Below are 24,127 nucleotides of genomic sequence, written 5' to 3' on the forward strand. Positions count from 1 at the left end.
ACCCTCCTATTTTTGATGATTTTCTTGATAAAGCCATTCACCGACTTGTTTGGCAAAATAAGTGAGAATACCATCAGCCCCTGCTCGTTTAAAGCAAAGTAGGCTTTCCATAATACACTCTTTCTCTTTCAGCCAGCCGTTTTGAATAGCAGCCATATGCATTGCGTATTCACCTGAGACTTGGTAGGCAAAGGTTGGCACACCAAAGGTTTCTTTTACACGCCAAACCATATCTAAATACGGCATACCCGGTTTGACCATCACCATATCTGCCCCTTCTTGAATATCCAGCGCCACTTCGTGTAGCCCTTCATTACCATTTGCAGGGTCAAGCTGATAGGTGAATTTATTTCCGCCTTTTAAATTGCCGGCTGAACCAACTGCATCACGGAATGGGCCGTAGTAGTTAGAAGCATATTTGGCCGAATAGGCCATAATTTGTGTATTAATGAAACCATTTGCTTCCAAGGCGGTACGAATTGCACCGATACGGCCATCCATCATATCACTTGGGGCAACAATATCTGCCCCTGCTTGCGCGTGTGAAAGTGCTTGTTTCACCAGCACTTCAGTTGTCACATCATTTAGGACATAACCTTCGTTATCTATAATGCCGTCTTGCCCGTGAGTAGTGAATGGGTCGAGAGCCACATCAGTAATTACGCCTAATTTCTCACCAAATTTTTCTTTTAAAGCACGTACTGCGCGTTGTGCTAAACCATTAGGATTATAGGCTTCTTCTGCCATTAGTGATTTTTTTGCTTCACCGATCACAGGGAATAATGCCACGGCGGGCACGCCGTATTTAACTAATAATTCTGCTTCAATTAAAAGCTGATCAATTGTTAAGCGCTCTACATTTGGCATTGATGGCACTTTTACACGTTGATTTTCGCCTTCAATAATGAAAACAGGATAGATAAGATCTGCAGCGGTTAATGTATTTTCCGCCACTAAACGACGGCTAAATTCATGCTTGCGTAAACGACGCATACGACGATGTGGAAAGTGGGTAGTCATAAATTGGGTCATAATAAATCCTTATTTCAATAATTCTGTTAATTTTGCTAAGACCATCTCTGGTTGAATATCAATCAAACTTTGATGGTAACCTTCGGCACTTTCGCCTTTGCGGATTTTGATTAAGCCACCTTCAATTAAACGGATAATCACTGCTTTCTTAGAAAGTGGAGGCGTATATTGTGGGCTTGTCGGGCCGTAAAGCGCTACCAATGGGCGATTTAATGCTGCAGCAATGTGCATTAAACCGCTGTCGTTAGATACCACAGCAACGCAATCTGAAATCAAATCAACAGCCTGATTTAAATCTGTTTGCCCAGCTAAATTTAAACAGTAGCGTTGTAAATCCTCGGGTAAAGCAGAGCGAATTGCTTCGCCTACGGCTTCATCTTTTTTCGATCCAAATAGGCGTATGCTATAGCCCTGTTCAATCAATTTTTCTGCGACTTTAGCGTAGTGATAGTGAGGATAACGTTTTGCCGGACCAAATTCTGCTCCTGGGCAGAATCCGATAGCTGGACGGTTTTCAGCATAAGCAAGCTGTTTCTTAAAATGCTGCAGAGTCTGTTCAACTTGTGAGTTCTCTACCTTGAGATAAGGGCAGGAAATAGGCAGGTTTTCTGCGCTAGGAATTTGCCCCTTGTCAAACGCTAGAGCCACATAACGTTGCACCATTTTGGGGTAGTCATTTTTATTATGGCGAATATCGTTTAAAAAACCAAAACGCATCTCGCCTTTCCAACCACGGCGCTGTTTGATTTTGGCAAAGAAAGGGATAAATGCCGATTTAAGCGAATTAGGCAAGACAATGGCGAGGTCATACTGATTTTGCAAATTTTTGCCTAATTGATACCGCTTGCACAGGCGAAATGCGCCGTGTCCAATTGGCATAGAAATTGCTTTGCGTATTTCAGGCATACGAGAAAGTAATGGACGACACCAATCAGGCGCCATCACATCAATTTCGCAATCGAGATAGTTCTGTTTGAGTTGTTGATAGAGCGAGTGCGACATCATCATATCACCAACCCAAGAGGGGGCAATAACTAGAATATTCATCAATGAGCTCCTATTTCTTTACACAGTTTTGCGCAAGAATTTTACCGTTTTTATCGCGCAATGTACCCTTACCGTTAAAATCTTCACTCCAAATCCAACGGATATTGCTATATTTTTTGCTGTTGTTACGGGTGAGCGCCGAGGATAACCGATGCGTGGTTTGATTGAACGTGACACTAATATATTGGCTTTTTTTACTATTTGCTGCCTTGGTTACCCGAACTGTTTTATTTTTACTACACTGGTAGAGCACCGTTCTGTTTTTTACTGTGCTGGTTACTTTTTTCTTGGTTGCAATGAGCTGTTTGGGCGGTTCAATCGTTTGTATTTGTTCAATAGGAGCGGTTAATGGCGGTGGCATACAAGCGGTTAAAAATACTGAAAAAATTGCAAGCGAAATAACTTTTTGCATTTTATCCTTCCTTTAGGCAAAAAGAGCAACGCAATGCGTTGCTCTTGGTATGAAATTATCGATAAATATAATTACCGTCAGCTTGGCGAATGTACTTACCACTGCCAATATTCATCTCAACGATACGATTATTTTTATCTAAGCGAACAGTGATTTTTTGACCTGGACTTAAACGGCTAGTTGCACCATTTAACTTGGTCATTTTATTGAGTTCTGGCAAATTCGCACCTAAACCATTATCACGGAAGTTTTGGAATAGTGACACACCTTTTTGTACGGTAATAGTTTTGCTACTTACTGCATTGCTAGTGGCTGGTGTAGCTACTGTAGCCGGTTTGTTGGTAGCTGTGTCAGATTTTGTTTTAACCGTGTGACTTTGTGTTTTTATTGAATCCGCTTTAGTATTTGCGGTAGCCGGTTTTAAACTTTTAGCCGGTTTTGCTGGTTCCGCTTTCACCACTTCTGGTTGATGAATCACACTGCTATGGGCATTTGGTTTGCTCACAGTCACTTCAGCAGGTGCACTGGTTACTGCCGGTTTTAATGCAGCTGTTTCTGTTGCCGTAGTTAGCGCGAGTTCTTGTGAAACTTCAGATTGCACCGGTGTTTCTGTTGTCGCAGTCTCAGTTTGTTCTGTGATGCTGGATGCAGCTTCACTGTTTGCTTGAGCTTGTTTTTCTGCTTCAAGTCGTTGCTGTAATGCTCGCGCTTCTTCCTCAGCACGTTTAGCTTCTTCTTCATCCACAGGGCGGAATTCAATTGGCAAACTTGAGCCTTGTGCTTGCAGATCTTCAACACTTTGTGGTGTTTTTGGTTTTAACAAGAAGAAAACCAAAATCAGTGCTAATGCCAGCAACGCAACTAAAAGTAAACGGCGGTATTTCGATGGTACTTTTTCGGCCAATGATGGTTTTTTCGGTGCTGTTTGTGCTTGGCTAGGAATAACGCGTTCTAAATTATTCGCTTCTTTTTCATGCTCATGGTTTTGTTGAGAAGTTTGTTCCATTTTTTTCGACTCGGTTTGGGGTTGATGAGTTGTTAGGGATTCTGTGTTTAATGGTTTGCTGTTCGCTGCAGTCGCGTTTGCATCTTTTTCCACTGGTGTAAAGGCAAAGCCCAATGTAGGGGCAACTTTTGCGTTATTCGAAGTAGCCGTTGGTATGCTTTTTTCTGTAGTATTTTTGGCAAGGGCTTCTTTTGCAGCTGTAGCTGCGGCAGAAATAGCAGCCTGTTCTGCTTCAGAACGTTTTACTAATGGCGTAAAAGTGTGCCCAGGAGACTGTTTAGAGTGCATTGAAAATGCGACAGGTTGGTTAATACTGGCTTTTTCTGCTGCTTCAGCTACAGGGTTGTGATCTAAATTAGCGGGTTGTGAGGGCTGACCAAAGGTCGGCTCTTTACGCAAATTATTTTGAGTCATAGTCGTTGTCTGCAAGTTATTCAAAAAAACGGCTTATTCTAAAGGATTTCTAAACTATCAGCACGCCCTTTTTCGACAAGCGGTTGTTTTTCTACATTTTTTTACAAAAGAGCCCGTTTGGCAAAATTTATGCTGCATGTCTAGGCAATTTTTTGCTTTTCTCGATCTATATCCCAAAAATAACATAAGCCCATTGCAGCACTATTTTTTCAGTTTTAAGGTGGCGCTTAGTTTTAACCCAGCTAAGAGGAATATCTTATGAAAAAATATCTGCGTATTGCGCTTTCTTCCCTTGTGGCATTTTGTACGCTATCTGCTTTAGCACAAACGCAACGTGAAGCAACACATACTGAACCGGTTGCTATTGAGCAAGTTGCGCAGGCTCAGGTACAGAATGTCAATTTAGTTAATCTGAATACAGCAACGGCGGCTGAAATTCAAGATAAATTAGTCGGTATTGGTGCGAAAAAAGCGCAAGCGATAGTAGAATATCGCGAGAAAAATGGCAATTTTATTAGCCTTGAACAGCTCACAGAAGTTTCTGGTATTGGTAAAGCAACACTAGATAAGAACCGCGATCGCCTTGTATTAGAGTAATGCAGTTTAACCTTGTTTTTGTTATACTTAACCGTTGGATTTAACAAGAACAAGGTTTTATTTATGTCATTAAATGCATACCCACGTCCAAGTTACGCACAGCGTGCCAAAATTGCTTTTCAATACCTAATGCCACAGCTAGGGCTAACTCGAGTGGCTGGCTGGTTGGCAGAAAAAGAGTGGGGGGCGGTGACTCACTTTATTATTAAGCTCTTTGCTAAAGTATATAACGTGAATTTCACCGAGGCTGAAAAAAGCAGCCCATCAGATTATAAGAGCTTTAATGAATTTTTTATTCGCCCATTAAAAATGGGGGCTCGCCCAATTGTATCAGGTGAAAATGTACTTTGTTTACCCGCTGACGGACGTGTTAGTGAAGTAGGACGCATCGAAGACAATCGTTTAATTCAAGCCAAAGGGCATCATTTTACGCTTGAAACTTTACTAGCTAATGATGTTGAGCTGGCAGAAAAATTCAAAGATGGTGATTTTATTACCACCTATCTCTCGCCAAGAGATTATCATCGTGTACATATGCCGTGTGATGGCATCTTACGTAAAATGATTTACGTTCCTGGAGAGCTTTTCTCGGTTAATCCATTTCTTGCGGAACATGTGCCAAATTTATTTGCACGTAATGAACGCTTGATCTGTGTATTTGAGACAGAATTTGGCACCATGGTGCAAATTCTAGTGGGGGCAACGATTACGGCAAGTATGAGTACTGTCTGGGCAGGTGTAGTGAACCCTCCAAGATCGAGCGAGGTGAAAGTGTATGATTACCCAGATGAGGGGGAGAATGTCATTCGTTTGAAGAAAGGGGAAGAGATGAGTGCATTCCGCCTAGGTTCAACAGTGATTAACCTTTTCCCTAAAAGTAGGGTTGTTCTTGCCGAACATTTGCAAGCAGGTGAAGTAACCCGAATGGGCGAATTATTAGCTAGTGTGAAGTAAGAGCTGGCTTCCAATTTATGAGCAAGCGGTTGATTTTGCAAAAATTTTTACAAAATCAACCGCTTGTTGCTTATTGGTATTTGTGTCGATTGAGTTCCAGCCACTGTAAACCAATTACAGTGATCACATTATCTATCTTGCCTTCGCAGACCCATTGGTATGCTTGTTCTCGCTCAACGACATGAACTAGCATCTCTTCATCCTCTTCATCTAAGCCATAGATTCCGCCAACTTGAGCGCTATCAACCAAGCCTAAGAAAATATGTAAGCGCTCAGAAGTTCCGCCAGGGCTATTCCATACACTTAATGCATGAGTTACCTGCTCAACTCGTAAACCAGCTTCTTCCTCAGCCTCACGAATTGCTACCTCTGCTGCACTTTGCCCCTCTTCGATCATTCCGGCAACTAATTCAACCAACCACGGTGAACGTTCACTATTTGGATCTAGCGCCCCTATGCGAAATTGTTCAACTAATACGACTTTGTCTAATTTTGGATCGTAGGCAATCAGCGCGGCAGCCTCGCCTTTAACCATCAGTTCACGTGTGACTTTGTCACTTACGCCGCCTTTGAATAATTTATGTCGAAAGGTGATTTTTTTCAGATGAAAATGTCCTTTATACAGTGTTTCTTCGTGGAGCATTTCTACGTCTTTTTGCTGAAATTGATGGATTTGAGTCATAAATTCGATTCTCCTTAACTTTTACGCAATCGATCTGAATGAACGATATAGAGCGCGATGATCATTACTAGGATTGCTAATGCAAATAATAAAGTATGCAGGGCATTGGAATGATCGACAATAATTAAACGTACCATAGCGGTAATTCCAATATAGAGGAAATAGCGCAGCGGAAAGTGATAATTGTATTTGAAATACTGCACAATGAGGGCAAGAAATTCAAAGTAGAGGAAGAAAACCACAATTTTTTCGACCACTTGGAATTTATCGCTGTGATTGAGTAGTAAGGCATACAAAGAATAGGATTCAGCAAACAGCGAATAACCTAATAATATACCTGAAACAAGCAGAGAGATATTTAAAATCCATTGAAATGCTTCAGAAATTAGCTTGGCAAAGCGAGAATGGTGTTGGGGGAAGTGCATAAATTAATTTACCTGATAAATAATCGGCTCAAGTTCGAGCTTATGGAGCTGTCCATTTTTCCATTGTGTTAATTCTGCCATTTGGCCTTGTTCGCTAAAGTAGGCTAAATAGCATGGTAGTTGATAGAAGAAAAAGAGTTTTCCTTTAGGGCAATGTATCGATTCAATACGCTGCTGGCTAATATTGTGGTAAACCTCAGAAAGCTTGGCAATTCCTATCCCCTGCGCTTTTAAAATGGCTTCACGTAGACACCAGGTTAAATAAAAGCGTTGCTCGCAGGTTGTGAGCTGAGGTAAATAACGCATATCACTAAGCTCTGCAATTTCTTGTGTACTCGCATAATACTCAAGAAGCGCTTGGTAGCGCCGCGTTTTTTGTGGCTGTTCAATATCGATGCCAACCGCATTCTGAGATTGGCTATAACGGAAAATCACTGCTACCCAATCACCAGAGTGACTGATATTAAAATCAACATGTGGATGGGGAACATAAGGTCTGCCACTCGGTGTTTCTTGTATCTTTGCTAAGAGTGCATCATCTAATCCGTGCTGCGCCATACATTGATGCAGCAGAAAATGTGCGAGTCGGCGACTTTTCCATTTTTGTATTTGGCGGCTTGATAGTTCGCTGTGCTGTGTTGGTTTAGCGTAGTTTTCAAATTCTGTAGGGATCGGCTCATTATTGTGGGCCAAAATAATATGCAAGCGGTCGAAACGCGTCATTTTTTTGCAATATCCTTTGTCTTACATGGGCAATCATTATGGTGATCATCTACGAGTCCAGCCGCTTGCATAAAGGCGTAGCAAGTGGTTGCTCCGACAAAAGAAAAGCCTTTTTTCTTGAGCGCTTTTGACATAGCAATTGATGCCTCTGTTTTTGCTGGTGCGGTAGCTTGCACGTGATTAATTTGTGGTTGATTTGCGACAAATGCCCAAACAAATTGGCTGAAATCTTCACCTGCGGTTTGCATAGCTAGATAAGCCTGTGCGTTTTTAATGATAGCAGCCAGTTTTGCACGGTGACGGATTAAACCGCAATTGAGCATTAAAAGATCAAGATCATGCTCCGTCATTTTAGCAATCTTATCTGGATCAAACTGATAAAATGCTTGGCGGTAATTTTCACGTTTTCTGAGCACAGTAATCCAAGCCAGCCCTGCTTGCTGGCTTTCTAAGCAGAGGAGTTCAAATAGTTTCCGGCTATCTTTTTCAGGGATACCCCACTCGTTATCATGATAGTGGATATAGAGAGGATCATTTCCTACCCAATTACAACGAAGCATTTGTAAAATTCCTATAAAAAACAACCGCTTGCTTTAGGATTTGGGGGCAAAACTATTTCGTTATTTTCCAGATCTGCCGCTGGTTGATTAAACGAACTTTGCCGTCTTGTGACACATAACCACCTTTAACTGCCTCAAATAGCGTACTCTTCGTCTTACTGGCTGAAAAAATTTCAGCTTTTTGGCGGTCTTCAGACAAGATGACATAAAGAGCAAGCGTATTGTCATTCGGATCGGTAAGCTTAATATCCGCTATAGCAAAGGGCTGAATGCAATTTTGTTTAATCATCGAATAACGATAACCAGCCGATGAAATACAGCCGTGTGCATCGCGATCTGAGCCTAAAATAGCTGTTTCCCCTGAGTTTGCAGAACAGGCAGTGACTAAGCTGGCTAAAGTCAAAATGAACAAAATTTTACGCATAAATGAGTCCTTAGCGTTTTGGTAGGTAGCGCGCAGGATCAACTGATTTACCGTGATAACGAATTTCAAAGTGTAATTTATTACTATTTGTGCCGGTGCTACCAAGGGTGGCAATGGTTTGGCCTGCTTTTACGCTTTGCTGTTCTTTGACTTTTATAGTGTCGTTATGTGCATAAGCACTTAAAAAATCGTCATTATGCTTGATGATGATTAAATTACCATAGCCTTGTAAGGCATTGCCTGCATAAACTACTTTACCTGCTGCAGCTGCTTTCACGGCTTGTCCTTTAGTGCCGGCGATATCTAAGCCTTTATTACCCGCTTCAGAGTTAGAGAAACCAGAAATAACACGCCCATCAGTTGGCCATTGCCATTTAATTGATGAAGTTATTGGCGCTGTATTGGCTGTTGTTGCGCTAATGCGAGGAGCTGTACTTGCCGTTGTGGCTGTTACTGCTGGTGCTGCTGTTGCAGTCACCGTTGGTCGTTGTGGTGCAGCAGTGCTACTAGAAGCTTTAACAGGGCCGGTGACCGAGCCATCAGAGCCATAGGCAGTGCCATTTGGAGCACTGGTGTAGGTTACTTCTGGCTCTGCTGGTTTTGGCACTGCCGTAGGGGCTGGCGCAGGAACCGAGACAACGCTGTTATTTGTTTGAGCACTAGTATTTCCCAATTTTAAGGTTTGTCCAACACGTAGTTGATAGGGCTCACTCATATTGTTTAGTGCAGCGATTTCGGTAACATCTTTGCCAGCAATATAGGCGATTAAGAACATCGTATCACCTTGGCGTACGGTGTAGGTGTCACCATTATAAAAGCCTTTATCAATTTGATTATAGATAGGCTTATTATTTTCATCGCGCGGGATAGTGAAATCTTGCGAAACTTTTTTTACTGTAGCTTTTGCCGTTGGTTTGGCAACAGGAGGTGTCTTAGTTTCAACCGGAGTAGGTAATGGTTGTGGAGCCGTATAAGTTGGCTGTTGAGTAATAGGTTGTGGCACAGAATAGGTAGGTGTATTCATGCTGCTCGGCATTTCTGTTGGTTGAATATCAGTTTGCCAGCCATAGCTGCCACTATCTATTGCTCCTGTATTAGCAACTGGCTGCATTACGCCAGGTGGTAGTTCTGCATCACTTGCATTTACTACTGGTGCAGGGGTGTTGGAGCCACATGCTGTTAGCACCAGAGCGCTTAATGGCAACAGGAAAAAGGCGTGTTTCATATTAAAATCCTTAAAAATAAAAATAGAAAAGCAAGATGCCCTTGGCTGATATTGATAAAATATCAACAGCAGCTAGAGCCATCTTACTTCTGTTATTCAGTACAATTATCTGACTCGCAATACACTACCTACTTTTAATTTAGTTGTAGTGCTAATGTTATTGAGTGCAGCAATTTGTTCGGCGCTTGTGCCAGTTAGATAGCCAATCAGATAGAGTGTGTCGAACTGACCAACAGTGTAGCTACTATCGCTATAGCAGCCTTTAGTGATTTGGCTGTAAATTGGTTTATTTGCGCCATCTCGCACGACTTGGCAGCTACCAACGACTTCCGTATTGAATGTGTTACTGCCGTATGAAGTGGCAACAGGTTGTGGTGCGGAGTATGTTGGTGCTTGGTAAGTTGGTTGCCCCATAGATGCTGGCATTTGAGTTGGCTGAACTTCAGTTTGCCACGCGGTTGAAGCATCTGTAATTTCAGCATTAGTTGTTTCACTGCTGGTGTTATTTGTACAACCGGTGATAGCAATAGCAATGAAAGAAAGTAAGAAAAGCGATTTTTTCATAATAGTGCACCTTTTATTTTAATAAGTTATAAACTATGTAGGCGAGTATAGCGAATGCTACAGTTGCCCAACCAATTAATTCGATAGAACGGCGGATTTTTTCTGCGTACTTTACTCCACCCCAAGCAAATAGTTTTGCCACTAAATAGAAACGGGCAAAACGGGAAATGGCGGCAGTTAAGACAAAAGGTAGAAATGCCATTTGCATTACGCCTGCACAGATTGTAAACACTTTAAATGGAATTGGCGAGAACCCCGCAAGAAAAACAACCAAAATTCCCCAAGTTTCAAACCAATGTATAGCTTTATCAAAATTTGCTTGTTGTCCCCATGCATTGATAATATCTTTAACCCAATCAAAGGCAAAGTAGCCAATAGCATAACCAATCATACCACCAAGCACAGATGCAACAGTTGTATAAATGGCATAGCGGATCGCCATTTGGGGCTTACTCATTGCCATTGGTGCAAGCATTACGTCAGCAGGAACGGGGAAAAAGATCGATTCAATAAAACTTACAAAGCTTAGCCAGAAAGCTGCATGGCGGTGCTTAGACCAAAGCATTGTTTTGTCATAAATTGCGCCAAATAGTTTCATCAAAAACTCTCTTTTAAATTTAAAATGGTTTGGTGTGCTGTCATATCCGCTTGAATAGGTGTAACGGAAACAAAGTTATGCTCAATAGCATAAAAATCAGTGCCTTCATCACGTTCAATGGCTGCACCATTTGCACCGATCCAATAAATTGTTGAGCCTCGCGGATCTTGCTGTTTAATAATTTCTGCCGCAGGCGAGCGGTTGCCTAAGCGTGTGATTTGGATGCCTTGTAGTTCCGCGTAGGGGATATTAGGGACATTCACATTTAAAACTTGATGTGTTGGGATTGCGGGCGATTGTACTTTGGGCAATAAATCCAGCACTACTTGTGCTGCAGTTTCAAAATAGTTTTCACCACTTAGATGCCCCGCGCCATTTTGACCAACCAAAGAGACTGCGATGGATGGTAATGGTAAATGGCGACCTTCAAGAGCGGCAGCGACTGTACCGGAATAGACGACATCGTCGCCTAAATTTGCACCGTGATTAATACCTGAAACAACCAAATCAAAAGGGGTATCAAATAAGCCATTCAAGGCGAGATGCACACAGTCGGCCGGCGTGCCAGCAATGAGCGAATAGTCACCGTTGGCTAATTTTGCCACACGTAGCGGCTCGGTGAGCGTTAAACAGCTGGAAGCTGCGCTACGATTTCGATCTGGTGCGATTAAGGTAACATTATGTCCTGCGGTTCGTAAGGTTGCTGCTAGCGTTTGAATGCCTTGGGCATGTACGCCATCATCGTTGCTAATAAGTATGTTCATATGGGGGTTATTTGTTGTTTGGTTAAAATCTCTATAGTGTATTTTCGACTTTTCTTGAGGCACTTTCTCGATAAGAATAAAGTCAGTAGCAAGCCATATGCGAGTGAGATTACTATTCACTCACCTTTACTAACTCCCGAATTAGCCCTGTGGCATAGCTTCCACTGCCTAAATAAAATGTCAGCCACAAACCTTCAGGTTTAAATTGCCATTGTAGATTTTGCGGCTTGGTGAACATTGCTCGGCGAGCAGATTTCATCCGTTCTTGTTTCATCAAATCTAGCAAAGATTGGTGCTGTTCAATGATCTTTTGTTCTTGTTCACAACAGGTTTTTGATAAACTCTCTTCACCAATCAGTGGTGCGGTTAGCAAAATATCGCCTGATTGTAATCGCTTGTGTAGCTCATCAATCTCTTCACTTTTAGCAATAAAATAGCTATTTGAGCCAGCCAGTTGTAGGGCATCGTTTTCTAATACTTTTTCTGTTAAACCTTGTGCAATACGCTCAGATACGACCAAATTAAACACTTCTGAACGGGCAGCAGAAAGGTAGAAACTGCGTTTTTTGCGATCTTTTACTTTAATTTCACCCTTTGCCCAACGCAGAGCAGCGGTTAAATTATGTCCGTCTCGTCCGAAACGTTGTTCGGTAAAATAATTGGGAAAACCGACCGCTTGTAAGTGTGTTAAGCGCTGTATAAGTTCATCTGTTTCTACCGCATCACGCAGTAAAATCTCAAACTCGTTGCCGTCTAAACTGCCCGTGCGGATTTTACGATTGTGGCGGGTCACTTCTAAAATTTCTACGCCTTCAAGTTGAAATTGGCTGAAATTAGGCGTGTCTTTGCCAGCAAGATGTAAGCAAAACCATTGTTCTGTAATTGCTTTACGGTCTTTTAGACCTGCATAGCTCATATTTTTAATGGAAATACCTGCAAACTCGGCAAGTTTTTCACCTACAAAAAGCGTATTTGCGTCTGTCTTGCGCACTTTAACTGCGACAAATTCGCCTTCGCCTGTTAGTTCATAGCCAAGGTTTTCCCGCACAATAAAATCAGCACATTCAGCTTTTAATCTGGCGTGTTGCTGCGGCTCGCCTAAAAGATAGTGTAAGTTCATGAGGAATAAGGAATTACAAAAGCGTATATTCTAGCACTTAGATCAAATAAAGTGATAAAACTGCAACAAATTTCGTAAAATTTGCTATAGTTCGCTCGTTTATTTTTACTTTCAATTTGAGGAGAACTTAAAATGGCTCGTCGTCCACTTGTAATGGGTAACTGGAAATTAAATGGTGACAAGGCGTTCACTAAAAATTTAATTGCGGAATTAAACGCCGAACTCGCTGGGGTTACTGGTTGTGGTGTAGCGATTGCACCACCAGTAATGTATTTAGCAGAAGCGGAAGCTGCATTAGCTGGTTCTGCGATCGCATTAGGTGCACAAAATGTTGATGTGAATGTGAAAGGCGCATTTACGGGTGACATTTCAACTGAAATGCTCAAAGAGTTCGGTGCGAAATATATCATCATCGGACACTCAGAACGTCGCACTTATCATAAAGAGAGCGATGAATTTGTTGCTCAAAAATTCAAAGCATTAAAAGATGCAGGTTTGGTGCCTGTACTTTGTATTGGTGAAACTGAAGCAGAAAATGAGGCAGGTCAGACACAAGCAGTGTGCGCGCGTCAAATTGATGCAGTAATCAATAGTCTTGGTGTAGAAGCGTTCAACGGCGCAGTGATTGCTTACGAACCTGTTTGGGCTATTGGTACGGGTAAATCAGCCACTCCGGCACAAGCACAAGCTGTTCATGCATTTATTCGTGGTCACATTGCGGCGAAATCGCAAGCTGTAGCAGAGCAAGTGATTATTCAATACGGTGGTTCGGTAAATGATGCGAATGCTGCGGAATTATTCACTCAACCTGATATTGATGGAGCGTTAGTTGGTGGAGCTTCATTAAAAGCTGGTGCATTTGCGGTAATCGTTAAAGCTGCAGAAAAAGCGAAAGCGTAATTTTTATTTGAATATACAAGCGGTCGATTCTGTAAAAAATGATGCAAAATCGACCGCTTTGCTATTTGTTGATAGAAAATCGCTTGCAAACTATCCAACTAGAAGAGATTTTGCAAAAAACGGTTGATTTCATTCTGAATCTGCGTAAAATGCGCCCCTGTTACGCAAATTAAGGGTCATTAGCTCAGTCGGTAGAGCAGCGGACTTTTAATCCGTTGGTCGAAGGTTCGAATCCTTCATGACCCACCATTTAATTTCGTATATCACTTTTGTGGGTCATTAGCTCAGTCGGTAGAGCAGCGGACTTTTAATCCGTTGGTCGAAGGTTCGAATCCTTCATGACCCACCATTCAATTTATCTTCTTTTCGGGTCATTAGCTCAGTCGGTAGAGCAGCGGACTTTTAATCCGTTGGTCGAAGGTTCGAATCCTTCATGACCCACCATTTATTTCTTCTTTTAGTACGTCTCTTTAGTTTAGCTTTATGCCAAGTGCTTTGTTGATTTGGGTATAAAAAAAGCTGAATTTAGTTATTGTCTAATCCAGCCTTGAAGTATTAAGTTGTATAAAGTTAGATAAGCCCTTGCTCTTCTAATTTGCCTAAGAAATATGGCATTTGTTCACGCCAAGCAGGCCAGTCGTGATCAACATCGTGTCCCCAATAGTCAAACCAGGCTTCCACGCTTTTCGCATTAAATGCATCTTGTAAACGACGAGTATCAGCAACGTGTTGCTCTTCCCAAGCCCCTTGACCAACGGCAATAATGTAGTGATTTTGGCGATAACGTTCTAAGAACCAGTTATCGTGGGTATTCCACAAATAATCAATCGGAGAATTATGGTACACAGCAGGATCACCATAGTATTCGCCAGTGAAGAAACGAGCATCATAGACACCGCTTAACGCAATTGCAGTATCAAACAAATCAGGGTGACGAAGGGCAAAATTGATTGTGTGATATGCCCCCATACTGCAACCTGTGGCAATCATCGCTCCGCCCCATTGTGATTCGTGGCGAATTAGCGGCACAAGTTCATTGATGATATAACGGTCGTAGGCGTCGTGAGCCAGTGCCATATCATGCCCTGATTTGTGTTTAGAAAGCCAAGATTCTGCATCGTAAGAATCTGGGGTGTAGAATTTAATTAAGCCACGCTCAATAAAGGATTTACAGGCCTCAATCATACCAAAATTACCGTATTCATTTTGGTTTCCGCCTGATGATGGGAAGACGATCACAGGTTTACCTGCATGACCGTAAACATTGAAATACATTTCACGACCTAATTCGCCGCTCCATTGACTTCTTCTTTCAAAGTGCATTTTGTTGTTTTCCTATGGATTAAATGTAGGGGCGAACCGATGTATTCGCCCTGATATTCCGATGAGATTCATTTGGGCGGACACATCGGTCCGCCCCTACAATTTGCAAATTTTTGTTGAAATTTGACCGCTTACTGTTTTTGCTGTGCAAACGCCGCAATTTCTCGCAATTGCTCCATCGTTTCAGTACGAGCTAAAATACCGTGTTCACCCATAATTTTGGCGAATACACCCGGAACGTGTTGTACGCTGATGATGTTATCACGATATTTTTCACACACTTGCTCAATGCTGTGCGCATAGTTTTTATTTGCTTTACGAGAGATATACACCACATTCCAAGGGTGTGTGATTTCGGTGTGGAATTTGTTTTCTTTGACGATATTGGCAAATTCAGCAAATACATCGCAATCATTCGCATAGTTCCACATATCAATGGTTAAGCCACCCGGTGGACGGCAGTTAATTTCAAGTGGCATTAACTCGCCCGTTTTTTTCACACGGAAAAATTCAAAGTGGAAGAAACGTTCACGCACTTTGAATGCGTCCACACATTTTTTACCGAGTTTGATTAAATCTGCTTTAATTTCTCGTGGAATGTAGTAGAACATATCGTTGTCTTTTTCAACGGTTTCTAGCACAACTTCCGAGTATTCAAGGCTAGAATGGAACACGATATTGCCGTCTTTATCGGTTAAGCCATCAAAGGTTACAATATCGCCTTCAATAAACTCTTCCATAATGTATTCCACGCCAGCGGTTTTATAACCAAAGAAATCTTCTAATTCTTTGTTAGATTTAATTTTGTAGGTATCAGATGCACCCACACCTGAATTTGGCTTGATGATAATTGGGAAGCCGTATTTTTTGGCTAATTTACGTGCTTCGTCGTCAGAGTGGAATACTTGACCCTGTGCCACTTTTAAGCCCGCTTTGCGAAACACTTCTTTCATCTGTGCTTTGGTTTTAATGGCGAGCATATCCTCGTTCTTGTAACCAAATACATTGAAATCAGTACGCAATGCAGCATCAAGTTCTAGCCAGTATTCATTGTGAGATTCAATGCGATCAATGCGACCATATTTATGCGCAAAGTAAGCCACTGCCCGATACACTTGCTCATAATCTTCCATATTATCTACACGATAATATTCAGTTAGATTGCGACGAAGATTTTCACTCAACATTTCATATGGAGTGTCTGCAATCCCTAATGTGTTGAAGCCTTTTTCCTTCAAACGAACCGCAAAGGTTTCAAAGTTTGTCGGAAAATGTGGCGAAATCATCACAAAATTCATTGGTTTTGTCATTGTTTGCTTTCCTGTTGTAATTGTAAGAAATTTGATTATTAGGCTACCGATTTATGCTTAAAATAGCAACCGGATTATTTGCCAAATGCTTGTTTATATTCGTTTTCATTAAAGCCAATCAGCGCGATGTTGCCGCTAATAACGATTGGGCGTTTAATTAAGGTTGGATTTTCTTGTAGTACTTGTAATGCTAAGGCTTTATCAAGATTCTGCTTGATTGCTTCATCTAACCCTCGCCAAGTTGTACTTTTTTTATTTACTAAGATTTCCCAACCAAATTTTTCCACCATCTCTGTTAGCCATTGCGGGTCGAGCCCATCAACACGATAGTCATGTAGTTGTGGATTGAGATGGTTTTCATTGAGCCATTTGATGGCTTTTTTTACGGTGTCGCAATTTTTTATGCCAAAGATAGTTGTCATGATTAATCCTATTTTTATTGTGATATTGAAAGATCCAGATTAGGTATTGTTGTGCCATTATCAGGCTTCTATCATTGCCTGCCAAATCTTCACTGCATCAACAGTCTCTGCGACATCGTGCACACGCAAAATTTTTGCGCCATTTTGTACAGCAAGTAAAGCTCCAGCAACGCTGCCGATGAGACGTTGATCGACGGGCTTATCAAGTACTGCTCCAATCATTGATTTGCGTGAAAGGCCAGCTAATACGGGATAACCTGATTGGGCAAATACATTGAGATGTTTTAATAGCTGATAGTTATGTTGCACGGTTTTACCAAAGCCAAATCCTGGGTCGAGAATAATATATTCTTTCGGAATACCAGCGGTTAAGCAGGCAAAAATTCGCTGATTCAGAAAATCGCCGACTTCCTCTACCACATCGTCATAATCAGGTTGCTGTTGCATAGTTTGTGGAGAGCCTTGCATATGCATAATGCATATAGGCAAGCGGAGTTCAGCTGCTGTATCTAACGCATTTGGCTCTGTTAAGGCACGAATATCATTTAAAATATCTGCACCAGCAAGGGCGGATTGACGAAATACTTCTGCTTTAGAGCTATCAATGGAAATTAAGCAATCAAAACGTTGACGAACAGCTTCTACCAAAGGTACAACTCGGTTTAGCTCTTCGTCTAGTGTGATAATTTCTGCATTTGGGCGGGTGGATTCGCCTCCAATGTCGATAATATCCGCTCCGTCATTGAGCATTTTCTCCACTTGGAATAAGGCTTTATCGAGTGTAAAAAATTGCCCACTATCAGAAAACGAATCAGGCGTGAAATTTAAAATCCCCATAATTTTGGGAGAGGAGAGATCTAAAACACGCGCGGTGTTTCGTTGGTTTGTAAACTGAATCTTCATACTATACTCAATGGTTCCTTATTCCTAAACTAAGAAAAATATTGGTATCAAATTCATCACAATCATTGTCAAAACTGACTGTATCAAACGTGATGAACCAAAAATAAATCCACGATTTTTACCATTATCAAATTTCACCAGCAAGTTTGCCATAGCGGTTAGGGCATAAATTTCAATTAAGGTAAAAATCACTAAATAGGCATATGCCGAGAAGATCGATACATTTTGCAAAGTCATAAACCAAGGGACGGTAATTCCGATGGCCAATAACGGGCTAATCCATGCTGTTTGTTTTGGTGTGAGATTAATTTTGCGAGAAAAATAGGATTGCAATGATACCGTCATTAGCCCATTAATAAATAATGCTACAGGAATTTGCTCAGGCATACCCAGTTTATTATCAAAAAGGTAAGGGAAAATCACAAAGAATGAAGTTGCAATGCTAATTGGCATAAAGAGCATTAAATGTACAAACAGAAATTCTTTGGTAATGATTTCACGAATTTGTCCCCAACGGAATTTAACTAAATGGGTCACATTTTCAACCTGATAAAAAGGTTTCACCATAAAGGCAAAAAGCGTAGCTTCAAGCAAAAAACAGCACCAAATAAGCGCATTAATCCATTCAAATTGAATAAATGGAATAGCAAGCAATGGTGCTGCCATAGAAGACATGCTAGTTACCCTTAAAAATTTACCTTGCAAACGGGTTTTGCTACTGTAATCATCGCCACCAAGAGCTAGCAAGCATGCTCTTGCGTTAGTCGAAAAAAGACAACTGCCACAGCCAAAACAGATGGTAGCACCAATCAATGCCATGTAATTATCCGCAGAGAGAAATAAGCCATAGGCACAGACATCGAGTAGGCAGCCAAGCAACATCATTTTAGCTAAACCGAATCGGTCGCCTAAAATGCCTGCAAAAATGGCAAGAGCATAACTGCAGAAAAATAGCACAGAAAGTGAAAAAGCAATTTCGGCATTGCTTAATCCTTTCTGTTGAAGGTAAATGAAAAACACACTTTGCATGGCAAAGTAGGCGAGAGTAGAGATAAACCTCCGCCATAGGAGTAGGTTTTCTAGAGACATAAATAGCCTAAGTAAGCGGTTAATTTTTTAAGAAATTTTGCAAATTTTTAGCGATTCCTACCCGCTTGTTCGTCGGTAGGTTTTGCTAATGTCAGCGAAAATGTAAGAGTTCCTAATAGCATAAAGCTATAGCCGAGCAATTCACCACACTCTTCAATAATATGTTTCACTGCGCGTAGGTAATGTTCACCCATCGCCATTTTCCATAAAAAGCCACTGCCTAATAAACGTGATGTGACAAGTAGAATGACTAAACCCACAACAAAGATGAGATAGGCACGGTGTTGTACAAAATAGAGTAAACCGGCAGTTGCTTGCTGACGACGAAAGAGTGCATAAAATACACAGCTGAAAGCAACGATTAATGCAGGATAAACCCAGATACTATGCATAATCGCATCTAAATATTGATCCATTTCACGGATAAACATACACAATAAAAAGCCTGCAATCAGGACAAAACCACTACGATATTGTGGATAGCTCGCAGCATTTCGCGCAAATAGCCCAATCATAATGAGCAAAAATAGGCTTTGAGTGTATTCCACAATGGATTGTTCACTTTGTGTCTGTAAATCAGTTTGCAGAATAAAAAGATCACAGTAAACAGCGAGAAATGGAATAGCTGCAACCATGCCTAGGCCTAAGAATTTTAGAAAACTTATTAAGAGTAGGTGTAATGAAACGCGTTCTATCATAAAACTTCCGAGTAATCATAAGACTAAAAAATGATATTTTAAGCTTAAAATCAAATTTTTACAGCAAAATGCGGTAGAATCAGACTTATCTTCTGATAACACCTATGTAAAAGATTTTATGCAAACTCAAATTACTCAACTCGCCCAAGCCCTTATTCAACGCCCTTCTATTAGCCCTGATGATCAAGGTTGCCAGCAAGTGATTGCCGAACGCTTACAGGCGGTTGGTTTTCAGATTGAATGGTTGCCGTTTAATGACACGTTAAATCTTTGGGCAACCCATGGTGAGGGCGAATGTTTAGCCTTTGCAGGACATACTGATGTTGTGCCAACAGGGGATGAGCATGCGTGGCAATATCCGCCTTTTTCCGCACAAATTGTGGATGGGATGCTTTATGGTCGAGGGGCGGCAGATATGAAAGGCTCATTAGCGGCAATGGTCGTGGCTTGTGAGCAATTTGTGAAAAATAATCCTGATCATAAAGGAAAAATTGCTTTACTCATTACCTCAGATGAAGAAGCAGCAGCAAAAGATGGTACAGTGCGTGTAGTGGAAACTTTAATGGCACGCAATGAACGAATTGATTACTGTGTTGTAGGCGAGCCGTCAAGTAGTAAGCAATTGGGTGACGTGATTAAAAATGGTCGTCGAGGCTCTATAACTGGTGAACTTTATATTGAAGGCATACAAGGGCATGTTGCTTATCCGCATTTGGCAGAAAACCCTGTTCACAAAGCGATGCCATTTTTAACGGAGTTAACCACTTACCAATGGGATAACGGCAATGATTTCTTCCCCCCAACAAGCTTACAGATTGCCAATATCAAGGCGGGGACGGGAAGTAATAACGTGATTCCAGGTGAGCTTTATGTGCAATTTAACTTGCGCTATTGCACCGAAGTAAGTGATGAATTCATCAAAAATACAGTGACAAAAATGCTGCAAAAGCACGGCTTAAAACATCGCATTAGCTGGAATTTATCGGGTAAACCGTTCTTAACGGCTAAAGGAAAATTGGTGGAAGTTGCACAACAAGCGGTAGAAAATATCACGAAAATTACCCCTAGATTGGATACGGGCGGTGGTACATCAGATGCACGCTTTATCGCCTTAATGGGAGCGGAAGTGGTAGAGTTTGGACCACTCAATGCTACTATTCATAAAGTAAATGAATGTGTGAGTGTAGAAGATCTAGGCAAATGTGGTGAGGTGTATTATCAAATTGCAGCAAAAATAATGAGTTAAGTGTAAGTAGGCATTTATCTGATTTTTGTTTATTTGTCCAAGCCAAACATTAAGCTTGTTTACAGTAAGCCCGCTAAGCGGGCTTTTATTTATTCTGATTTCAATAAAAACTGCGTTATATTGTTTTTTCTCAAAATATTTATTTATTACTAGATAATAACTCATTGTTTTTATAGTTATTTATCATTTGTTGACATATCTTTACAATTATTTGGTTGCGTTTTTTTTTTTTTTTTTATGCTAAATAAGATTTAGCAGAATTTTAAGTTGTTATTTTGCTAAATCAAAAAATAATTAAAGTCTTATTCATAATACCCTTTGGGCAATCTATTGATTGCCTATTTTTTTAGGGTTTAGGAATGAGGTTGGAATGTTACATATATAGGTATGTCGGCTATGAACAAAATTTTTAAAGTTGTTTGGAGTAATTCTACCAATAAATGGGTTGTTGTCTCTGAGTTGGCAACAACCTATGGTAAGAGTAAATCTTCAGTATCAATGGTTGCAGATACTTGCTCAAATAAATCTGCATTATTGGAAAATGTTTTTAAATTGAAATTTATAACATTATTGTTACTTTCTTCTATCCCAATGGCAGATGCAGCAGTTTCAATTGCTAATACAAATGGATATTCAATAGATCAGGGAACGTCAGCAACAGATGGAACAAATTCTATTAACGTTGGCGATAATTCAGGTAAACAACGTGCAGATGGTTATATAGGCGAATCGTCCGACCCAAATGAAAATAAATTAAATGCTTATAATAAGCAAAAACCTGCTAATGCAAGTACTAATAATCGTAATAATACAGTGTCTTTGGGGACTTATGCCTATGCTTATGGGCATGACTCTATTGCTATCGGAACGAACTCCCAGGCTGTACATGATGTGCAAACAGCTAACAGAGTATTTAACTCTCGAAATTCTGTCAATGCAGGCGCAATTGCAATAGGTTTTCAAGCTATTGCTCGTGGTGACCAAACTGTTGCATTAGGGTCACGTGCCGCAGCTTATAATCGCCAAGCGACAGCGATTGGTAATGATAGCTATGCAATGGGAACAGGCTCAACAGCCATTGGTGGAGATGATTCGGGTTATACATGGGAAAGTCGCCAAACTTGGGCAGCGGAAGGAAATAATGAAGCAGGCTATAAAATAGCAGGTGGATTTAATCCAAGTAAAGAACCCGATGCAGAATGGTATCGACCATCAGCGGCAAGTGGTAATGGTGCAACCGTTGTTGGTGTACATAGCCAAGCTTTAAGTAAAGGTTCAACTGCATTAGGTGTTGCGGCAACAGCTGGTGATGGAGGACAAACATCTAGTATCTTGAAAGATGGGCAAGCAGAAGGCATTGACCCTTATAAAAATATTGAAGCTACGGCTGTTGGCGCATTAGCTAATGCAAAATATCGTAATACGACAGCCGTTGGTCATGCTGCAAAAGCGATTGGTGAATATTCTACTTCTATGGGTGACGATGCAACAGCAAACGGCAAAAATTCATCAGCAATCGGAAAAAGTGCTACAGCTAATGGAGAGTATGCGGTTGCTATTGGTAATGCAGATACTGCTAAAGTAGAAGAGACTAAAACTCAAGCTAATGGCACCCGAGCCATTGCTGTTGGTACAGCTGCTAGAACTGATGGCGATGACACTATTGCTATTGGCACTAAAGCAAAAGCATTAAAGGCTAATAACACAGCAATCGGTGTTTCTGCAAATATAGAGCAAGCTGCTGGAACTGATAATATAGCTTTTGGTTCTGCAGCCAATGTAACCCGCGGTAGCAATAGTATCGTGATTGGTAAAGGGGCAAAAACTGAGGCTGTAAATGGTTCTTCGATCGCAATTGGCGATGGAGCAGTGATCACAAGTGGTGTACAAGGTAATGCTTATGCGATTGGTACAGGTGCAAAAGTTGAATCAACCTATGGTGGTATCGCGTTAGGTAATGGGGCGAAAATTACAAATTCTGATGGCAGTGGAGGGGCAGGGAATGGCTCTTCAGTTTCTATTGGCGAAGGCGCAGAAGCAACGGGCACACGAGCAATTTCTATCGGTTATAAGTCAAATACTACAGGTAATCAGGTAGACTCAATTGCTATTGGTTCAAATGCTGCAACGACAGGTACTAATAATATTGCTATTGGTAAAGATGCTAAAGCTAATGGTACCCAAGGTAACCAAATTGTTATGGGGACGAATTCTAGCGCAGTAGGTGATAAATCCATCGTATTGGGTTATGGAGCCAAAGCGGATGGTAATCAAGTTTCACAAATTATTATAGGAACAAATGCAACTGGTACAAATACTAGCCAATATAGTGTGGTAATGGGAGAGCGTGCTACAGCTAGCCGTGAAAATTCAACGGTGTTAGGGCATCTTGCCAACTCAACTGTAGATGGTGGTGTAGCATTAGGTTCCGGCAGTATCTCTGACCGTCATGCGGGCGGTTCGGCAACTGGTCATACATCAACCACTAAACCATATTATCCCGAAACGGCTAGTCAAAACCAAAAAGAAGCAATTAATGCAACTATTGCAACTACTGGTGCGGTGAGCGTTGGATCAAGTTCGGTAAGACGCCAAATTACCCATCTTGCAGCAGGCGCAGAAGATAGCGATGCAGTGAATGTTGCACAGCTAAAAGCAGCAGTATCTAAAGCAGTTGCAAGTAGTACTTGGTATATTCAAGAAAATGGAGTTGAGAAAGATGTCGTTAATAGCAGTGATGAGGTAAATTTTGCCAGCGGTATAGGCACTACAGCAAATGTTACCGTAGACTCTACAGGCAAAACTTCAACTGTTAAATATTCTGTGAATAAATCAAATTTAACAGTGGTATCTGATGGTACGGTAATGGCTCAAATTAATGGAGATAATTTTGCGACAGCCGAGCAAGTAGCATCAGCAATTAATAAGGCTGGCTTAAGTTTTAGTGGTGATGTTGCAGTAGATACAACAAATAAATTTGTTCGCCTCAATCAACAAGAAACTAAAGTGATTGGTGGCGTGACAGATAAAACTAAACTCACTGATAACAATATCGGGGTTGTTTCAAATGGTCAAGATACATTAACGGTAAAATTATCGAAAAATTTAACCGCTTTAGAGAATGCTAGTTTTGGTATATCTGATAATGATAAAACTGTTATCAATAAGGATGGTATGATGATTACCAATGGCACTACAATCATCAGCCTAACTGAAACGGGTTTAAATAATGGAGGAAATAAAGTCACCAATGTTGCAAATGGTACAAACGCAACAGATGCGGTGAATCTGCAACAATTAAATGCCAGCAAATCAGTAGTTAAAGCAGGCAATTACACCACAGTTACCAGTACATCAGATGCCAATGGCACGGTTTATACGGTAAATGCTGAAAAATCCGTAGTAAAAGCGGGTAATAATGTCAATGTGACCACTGAAACTGATGGTAAAGGTTTAACCAACTATACGGTTAAAGTAGAAGGTGATCTTACCAATATCAGTAGCATCACCAACAACGGGACAACGATTAAATTAGATAATCAAAATGGGAATAAAACCGTTGATGTTGGCGGTGCAACCATTACTAATGTCGCTGCGGGTGTAAATTTAACGGATGCGGTGAATGTTGGTCAGTTGGAAAAAGTGAATGCAACGGCCAATGCGGGTTGGAATGTCACGACGAATAATGG

Annotated in this window: 25 protein-coding genes and 3 tRNA genes; 8 read left to right on the plus strand and 20 right to left on the minus strand. The window is 41.0% G+C overall.

The features are described 5' to 3' along the window. Positions 1 to 6: 6 nt before the first annotated feature. The 4 genes from hemB to EDC51_RS10160 are packed head-to-tail and all read right to left on the minus strand — an operon-like array spanning position 7 to position 3,911. On the minus strand, positions 7 to 1,032 hold the full coding sequence (gene hemB / locus EDC51_RS10145) for a porphobilinogen synthase (RefSeq protein ID WP_131928887.1): 1,026 nt from the start codon (positions 1,030 to 1,032) through the stop codon (positions 7 to 9). Positions 1,033 to 1,041: 9 nt separating this feature from the next. After that, positions 1,042 to 2,079, minus strand: a complete 1,038-nt coding sequence (gene waaF, locus EDC51_RS10150; RefSeq protein ID WP_131928888.1) for a lipopolysaccharide heptosyltransferase II — start codon at positions 2,077 to 2,079, stop codon at positions 1,042 to 1,044. A 10-nt stretch (positions 2,080 to 2,089) separates the two neighbouring features. Further along, positions 2,090 to 2,491, minus strand: a complete 402-nt coding sequence (locus EDC51_RS10155; protein WP_131928889.1) for an MliC family protein — start codon at positions 2,489 to 2,491, stop codon at positions 2,090 to 2,092. Positions 2,492 to 2,546: 55 nt separating this feature from the next. Beyond that, positions 2,547 to 3,911: a LysM-like peptidoglycan-binding domain-containing protein gene (locus tag EDC51_RS10160; protein ID WP_131928890.1), complete on the minus strand. Its 1,365-nt coding sequence runs from the start codon at positions 3,909 to 3,911 to the stop codon at positions 2,547 to 2,549. Between the two features lie 258 nt (positions 3,912 to 4,169). Between EDC51_RS10160 and EDC51_RS10165 the strand changes: the two genes are divergently transcribed. Then, entirely contained in the window at positions 4,170 to 4,508 is a 339-nt protein-coding gene (locus EDC51_RS10165) for a ComEA family DNA-binding protein (protein ID WP_015433471.1), read from the plus strand. 63 nt (positions 4,509 to 4,571) lie between these two features. Continuing rightward, positions 4,572 to 5,462 (plus strand): archaetidylserine decarboxylase, encoded by an 891-nt coding sequence (gene asd / locus EDC51_RS10170; RefSeq protein WP_131928891.1) that lies wholly within the window; start codon positions 4,572 to 4,574, stop codon positions 5,460 to 5,462. Positions 5,463 to 5,532: 70 nt separating this feature from the next. Here asd and nudF read toward each other — a convergent pair whose 3' ends face one another. The 10 genes from nudF to truD all read right to left on the minus strand — a co-directional run bounded on the left by nudF (position 5,533) and on the right by truD (position 12,547). Then, a complete protein-coding gene (gene nudF / locus EDC51_RS10175) occupies positions 5,533 to 6,144 on the minus strand; it encodes an ADP-ribose diphosphatase (RefSeq protein ID WP_131928892.1) in 612 nt (203 codons plus the stop codon). Between the two features lie 14 nt (positions 6,145 to 6,158). Then, a complete protein-coding gene (psiE, locus tag EDC51_RS10180) occupies positions 6,159 to 6,569 on the minus strand; it encodes a phosphate-starvation-inducible protein PsiE (RefSeq protein WP_131928893.1) in 411 nt (136 codons plus the stop codon). A gap of 3 nt (positions 6,570 to 6,572) precedes the next feature. Beyond that, the gene (locus EDC51_RS10185; protein ID WP_015433467.1) at positions 6,573 to 7,292 is read right to left on the minus strand and encodes a 4'-phosphopantetheinyl transferase family protein; all 720 of its coding nucleotides are present in this window, start codon (positions 7,290 to 7,292) and stop codon (positions 6,573 to 6,575) included. Next, complete coding sequence (locus tag EDC51_RS10190) at positions 7,289 to 7,852, minus strand: DNA-3-methyladenine glycosylase I (protein ID WP_131928894.1); 564 nt, start codon at positions 7,850 to 7,852, stop codon at positions 7,289 to 7,291. The genes EDC51_RS10185 and EDC51_RS10190 overlap by 4 nt, the downstream gene beginning before the upstream one ends. Positions 7,853 to 7,904: 52 nt before the next feature. Then, positions 7,905 to 8,276 carry a hypothetical protein gene (locus tag EDC51_RS10195; protein ID WP_131928895.1) on the minus strand — a complete coding sequence of 124 codons (372 nt, stop codon included), beginning with the start codon at positions 8,274 to 8,276 and terminating at the stop codon, positions 7,905 to 7,907. 10 nt (positions 8,277 to 8,286) lie between these two features. Next, positions 8,287 to 9,501: a murein hydrolase activator NlpD gene (nlpD, locus tag EDC51_RS10200; RefSeq protein ID WP_131928896.1), complete on the minus strand. Its 1,215-nt coding sequence runs from the start codon at positions 9,499 to 9,501 to the stop codon at positions 8,287 to 8,289. 105 nt (positions 9,502 to 9,606) lie between these two features. Further along, positions 9,607 to 10,065 carry a LysM peptidoglycan-binding domain-containing protein gene (locus EDC51_RS10205; RefSeq protein ID WP_064318625.1) on the minus strand — a complete coding sequence of 153 codons (459 nt, stop codon included), beginning with the start codon at positions 10,063 to 10,065 and terminating at the stop codon, positions 9,607 to 9,609. Positions 10,066 to 10,078: 13 nt separating this feature from the next. After that, complete coding sequence (locus tag EDC51_RS10210) at positions 10,079 to 10,663, minus strand: YqaA family protein (RefSeq protein ID WP_131928897.1); 585 nt, start codon at positions 10,661 to 10,663, stop codon at positions 10,079 to 10,081. Continuing rightward, a complete protein-coding gene (surE, locus tag EDC51_RS10215; RefSeq protein ID WP_015433461.1) occupies positions 10,663 to 11,427 on the minus strand; it encodes a 5'/3'-nucleotidase SurE in 765 nt (254 codons plus the stop codon). The genes EDC51_RS10210 and surE overlap by 1 nt, the downstream gene beginning before the upstream one ends. Positions 11,428 to 11,539: 112 nt before the next feature. Further along, entirely contained in the window at positions 11,540 to 12,547 is a 1,008-nt protein-coding gene (gene truD, locus EDC51_RS10220; RefSeq protein ID WP_125135244.1) for a tRNA pseudouridine(13) synthase TruD, read from the minus strand. A gap of 132 nt (positions 12,548 to 12,679) precedes the next feature. Here truD and tpiA point away from each other — a divergent pair, with 132 nt between their 5' ends. From tpiA to EDC51_RS10240, 4 genes are all read left to right on the plus strand, one after another. Then, on the plus strand, positions 12,680 to 13,447 hold the full coding sequence (tpiA, locus tag EDC51_RS10225; protein ID WP_131928898.1) for a triose-phosphate isomerase: 768 nt from the start codon (positions 12,680 to 12,682) through the stop codon (positions 13,445 to 13,447). A gap of 173 nt (positions 13,448 to 13,620) precedes the next feature. Continuing rightward, positions 13,621 to 13,696 (plus strand) — tRNA-Lys (locus EDC51_RS10230). Positions 13,697 to 13,720: 24 nt separating this feature from the next. Further along, positions 13,721 to 13,796 (plus strand) — tRNA-Lys (locus tag EDC51_RS10235). 19 nt (positions 13,797 to 13,815) lie between these two features. Continuing rightward, positions 13,816 to 13,891: transfer RNA gene (locus EDC51_RS10240), tRNA-Lys, on the plus strand. Between the two features lie 126 nt (positions 13,892 to 14,017). Here EDC51_RS10240 and EDC51_RS10245 read toward each other — a convergent pair. The 6 genes from EDC51_RS10245 to EDC51_RS10270 all read right to left on the minus strand — a co-directional run bounded on the left by EDC51_RS10245 (position 14,018) and on the right by EDC51_RS10270 (position 19,192). Beyond that, entirely contained in the window at positions 14,018 to 14,770 is a 753-nt protein-coding gene (locus EDC51_RS10245) for an esterase family protein (RefSeq protein ID WP_025289891.1), read from the minus strand. Positions 14,771 to 14,901: 131 nt separating this feature from the next. Next, positions 14,902 to 16,080: an ATP-grasp domain-containing protein gene (locus EDC51_RS10250; protein ID WP_131928899.1), complete on the minus strand. Its 1,179-nt coding sequence runs from the start codon at positions 16,078 to 16,080 to the stop codon at positions 14,902 to 14,904. 74 nt (positions 16,081 to 16,154) lie between these two features. Further along, positions 16,155 to 16,502: an ArsC family reductase gene (locus EDC51_RS10255; RefSeq protein WP_015433455.1), complete on the minus strand. Its 348-nt coding sequence runs from the start codon at positions 16,500 to 16,502 to the stop codon at positions 16,155 to 16,157. A 60-nt stretch (positions 16,503 to 16,562) separates the two neighbouring features. Then, entirely contained in the window at positions 16,563 to 17,405 is an 843-nt protein-coding gene (gene folP / locus EDC51_RS10260) for a dihydropteroate synthase (protein WP_131928900.1), read from the minus strand. A 24-nt stretch (positions 17,406 to 17,429) separates the two neighbouring features. Next, the gene (locus EDC51_RS10265; protein WP_064318631.1) at positions 17,430 to 18,494 is read right to left on the minus strand and encodes an MFS transporter; all 1,065 of its coding nucleotides are present in this window, start codon (positions 18,492 to 18,494) and stop codon (positions 17,430 to 17,432) included. Between the two features lie 47 nt (positions 18,495 to 18,541). After that, positions 18,542 to 19,192 (minus strand): hypothetical protein, encoded by a 651-nt coding sequence (locus EDC51_RS10270; RefSeq protein WP_042365486.1) that lies wholly within the window; start codon positions 19,190 to 19,192, stop codon positions 18,542 to 18,544. Between the two features lie 118 nt (positions 19,193 to 19,310). Here EDC51_RS10270 and dapE point away from each other — a divergent pair, with 118 nt between their 5' ends. Then, entirely contained in the window at positions 19,311 to 20,438 is a 1,128-nt protein-coding gene (gene dapE / locus EDC51_RS10275) for a succinyl-diaminopimelate desuccinylase (RefSeq protein ID WP_131928901.1), read from the plus strand. 396 nt (positions 20,439 to 20,834) lie between these two features. Beyond that, a partial coding sequence (locus EDC51_RS10280; protein WP_282957659.1) for an ESPR-type extended signal peptide-containing protein occupies positions 20,835 to 24,127 on the plus strand: 3,293 nt, incomplete at its 3' end.

The sequence above is a fragment of the Bibersteinia trehalosi genome (assembly GCF_004346205.1).
In the GTDB taxonomy this organism is placed as follows: Bacteria; Pseudomonadota; Gammaproteobacteria; order Enterobacterales; family Pasteurellaceae; genus Bibersteinia; species Bibersteinia trehalosi.

What these genes read in the sequence shown, in the direction of transcription:
- EDC51_RS10165 (WP_015433471.1), top strand. Translation starts at nt 4,170, where the DNA reads ATGAAAAAATATCTGCGTATTGCGCTTTCTTCCCTTGTGGCATTTTGT.
- EDC51_RS10250 (WP_131928899.1), bottom strand. Translation starts at nt 16,080, where the DNA reads ATGACAAAACCAATGAATTTTGTGATGATTTCGCCACATTTTCCGACA.
- EDC51_RS10155 (WP_131928889.1), bottom strand. Translation starts at nt 2,491, where the DNA reads ATGCAAAAAGTTATTTCGCTTGCAATTTTTTCAGTATTTTTAACCGCT.
- dapE (WP_131928901.1), top strand. Translation starts at nt 19,311, where the DNA reads ATGCAAACTCAAATTACTCAACTCGCCCAAGCCCTTATTCAACGCCCT.
- tpiA (WP_131928898.1), top strand. Translation starts at nt 12,680, where the DNA reads ATGGCTCGTCGTCCACTTGTAATGGGTAACTGGAAATTAAATGGTGAC.
- EDC51_RS10195 (WP_131928895.1), bottom strand. Translation starts at nt 8,276, where the DNA reads ATGCGTAAAATTTTGTTCATTTTGACTTTAGCCAGCTTAGTCACTGCC.
- hemB (WP_131928887.1), bottom strand. Translation starts at nt 1,032, where the DNA reads ATGACCCAATTTATGACTACCCACTTTCCACATCGTCGTATGCGTCGT.
- nudF (WP_131928892.1), bottom strand. Translation starts at nt 6,144, where the DNA reads ATGACTCAAATCCATCAATTTCAGCAAAAAGACGTAGAAATGCTCCAC.
- EDC51_RS10245 (WP_025289891.1), bottom strand. Translation starts at nt 14,770, where the DNA reads ATGCACTTTGAAAGAAGAAGTCAATGGAGCGGCGAATTAGGTCGTGAA.
- EDC51_RS10255 (WP_015433455.1), bottom strand. Translation starts at nt 16,502, where the DNA reads ATGACAACTATCTTTGGCATAAAAAATTGCGACACCGTAAAAAAAGCC.
- asd (WP_131928891.1), top strand. Translation starts at nt 4,572, where the DNA reads ATGTCATTAAATGCATACCCACGTCCAAGTTACGCACAGCGTGCCAAA.
- surE (WP_015433461.1), bottom strand. Translation starts at nt 11,427, where the DNA reads ATGAACATACTTATTAGCAACGATGATGGCGTACATGCCCAAGGCATT.
- EDC51_RS10205 (WP_064318625.1), bottom strand. Translation starts at nt 10,065, where the DNA reads ATGAAAAAATCGCTTTTCTTACTTTCTTTCATTGCTATTGCTATCACC.
- folP (WP_131928900.1), bottom strand. Translation starts at nt 17,405, where the DNA reads ATGAAGATTCAGTTTACAAACCAACGAAACACCGCGCGTGTTTTAGAT.
- EDC51_RS10270 (WP_042365486.1), bottom strand. Translation starts at nt 19,192, where the DNA reads ATGATAGAACGCGTTTCATTACACCTACTCTTAATAAGTTTTCTAAAA.
- EDC51_RS10185 (WP_015433467.1), bottom strand. Translation starts at nt 7,292, where the DNA reads ATGACGCGTTTCGACCGCTTGCATATTATTTTGGCCCACAATAATGAG.
- psiE (WP_131928893.1), bottom strand. Translation starts at nt 6,569, where the DNA reads ATGCACTTCCCCCAACACCATTCTCGCTTTGCCAAGCTAATTTCTGAA.
- EDC51_RS10265 (WP_064318631.1), bottom strand. Translation starts at nt 18,494, where the DNA reads ATGTCTCTAGAAAACCTACTCCTATGGCGGAGGTTTATCTCTACTCTC.
- truD (WP_125135244.1), bottom strand. Translation starts at nt 12,547, where the DNA reads ATGAACTTACACTATCTTTTAGGCGAGCCGCAGCAACACGCCAGATTA.
- EDC51_RS10160 (WP_131928890.1), bottom strand. Translation starts at nt 3,911, where the DNA reads ATGACTCAAAATAATTTGCGTAAAGAGCCGACCTTTGGTCAGCCCTCA.
- EDC51_RS10210 (WP_131928897.1), bottom strand. Translation starts at nt 10,663, where the DNA reads ATGAAACTATTTGGCGCAATTTATGACAAAACAATGCTTTGGTCTAAG.
- waaF (WP_131928888.1), bottom strand. Translation starts at nt 2,079, where the DNA reads ATGAATATTCTAGTTATTGCCCCCTCTTGGGTTGGTGATATGATGATG.
- nlpD (WP_131928896.1), bottom strand. Translation starts at nt 9,501, where the DNA reads ATGAAACACGCCTTTTTCCTGTTGCCATTAAGCGCTCTGGTGCTAACA.
- EDC51_RS10190 (WP_131928894.1), bottom strand. Translation starts at nt 7,852, where the DNA reads ATGCTTCGTTGTAATTGGGTAGGAAATGATCCTCTCTATATCCACTAT.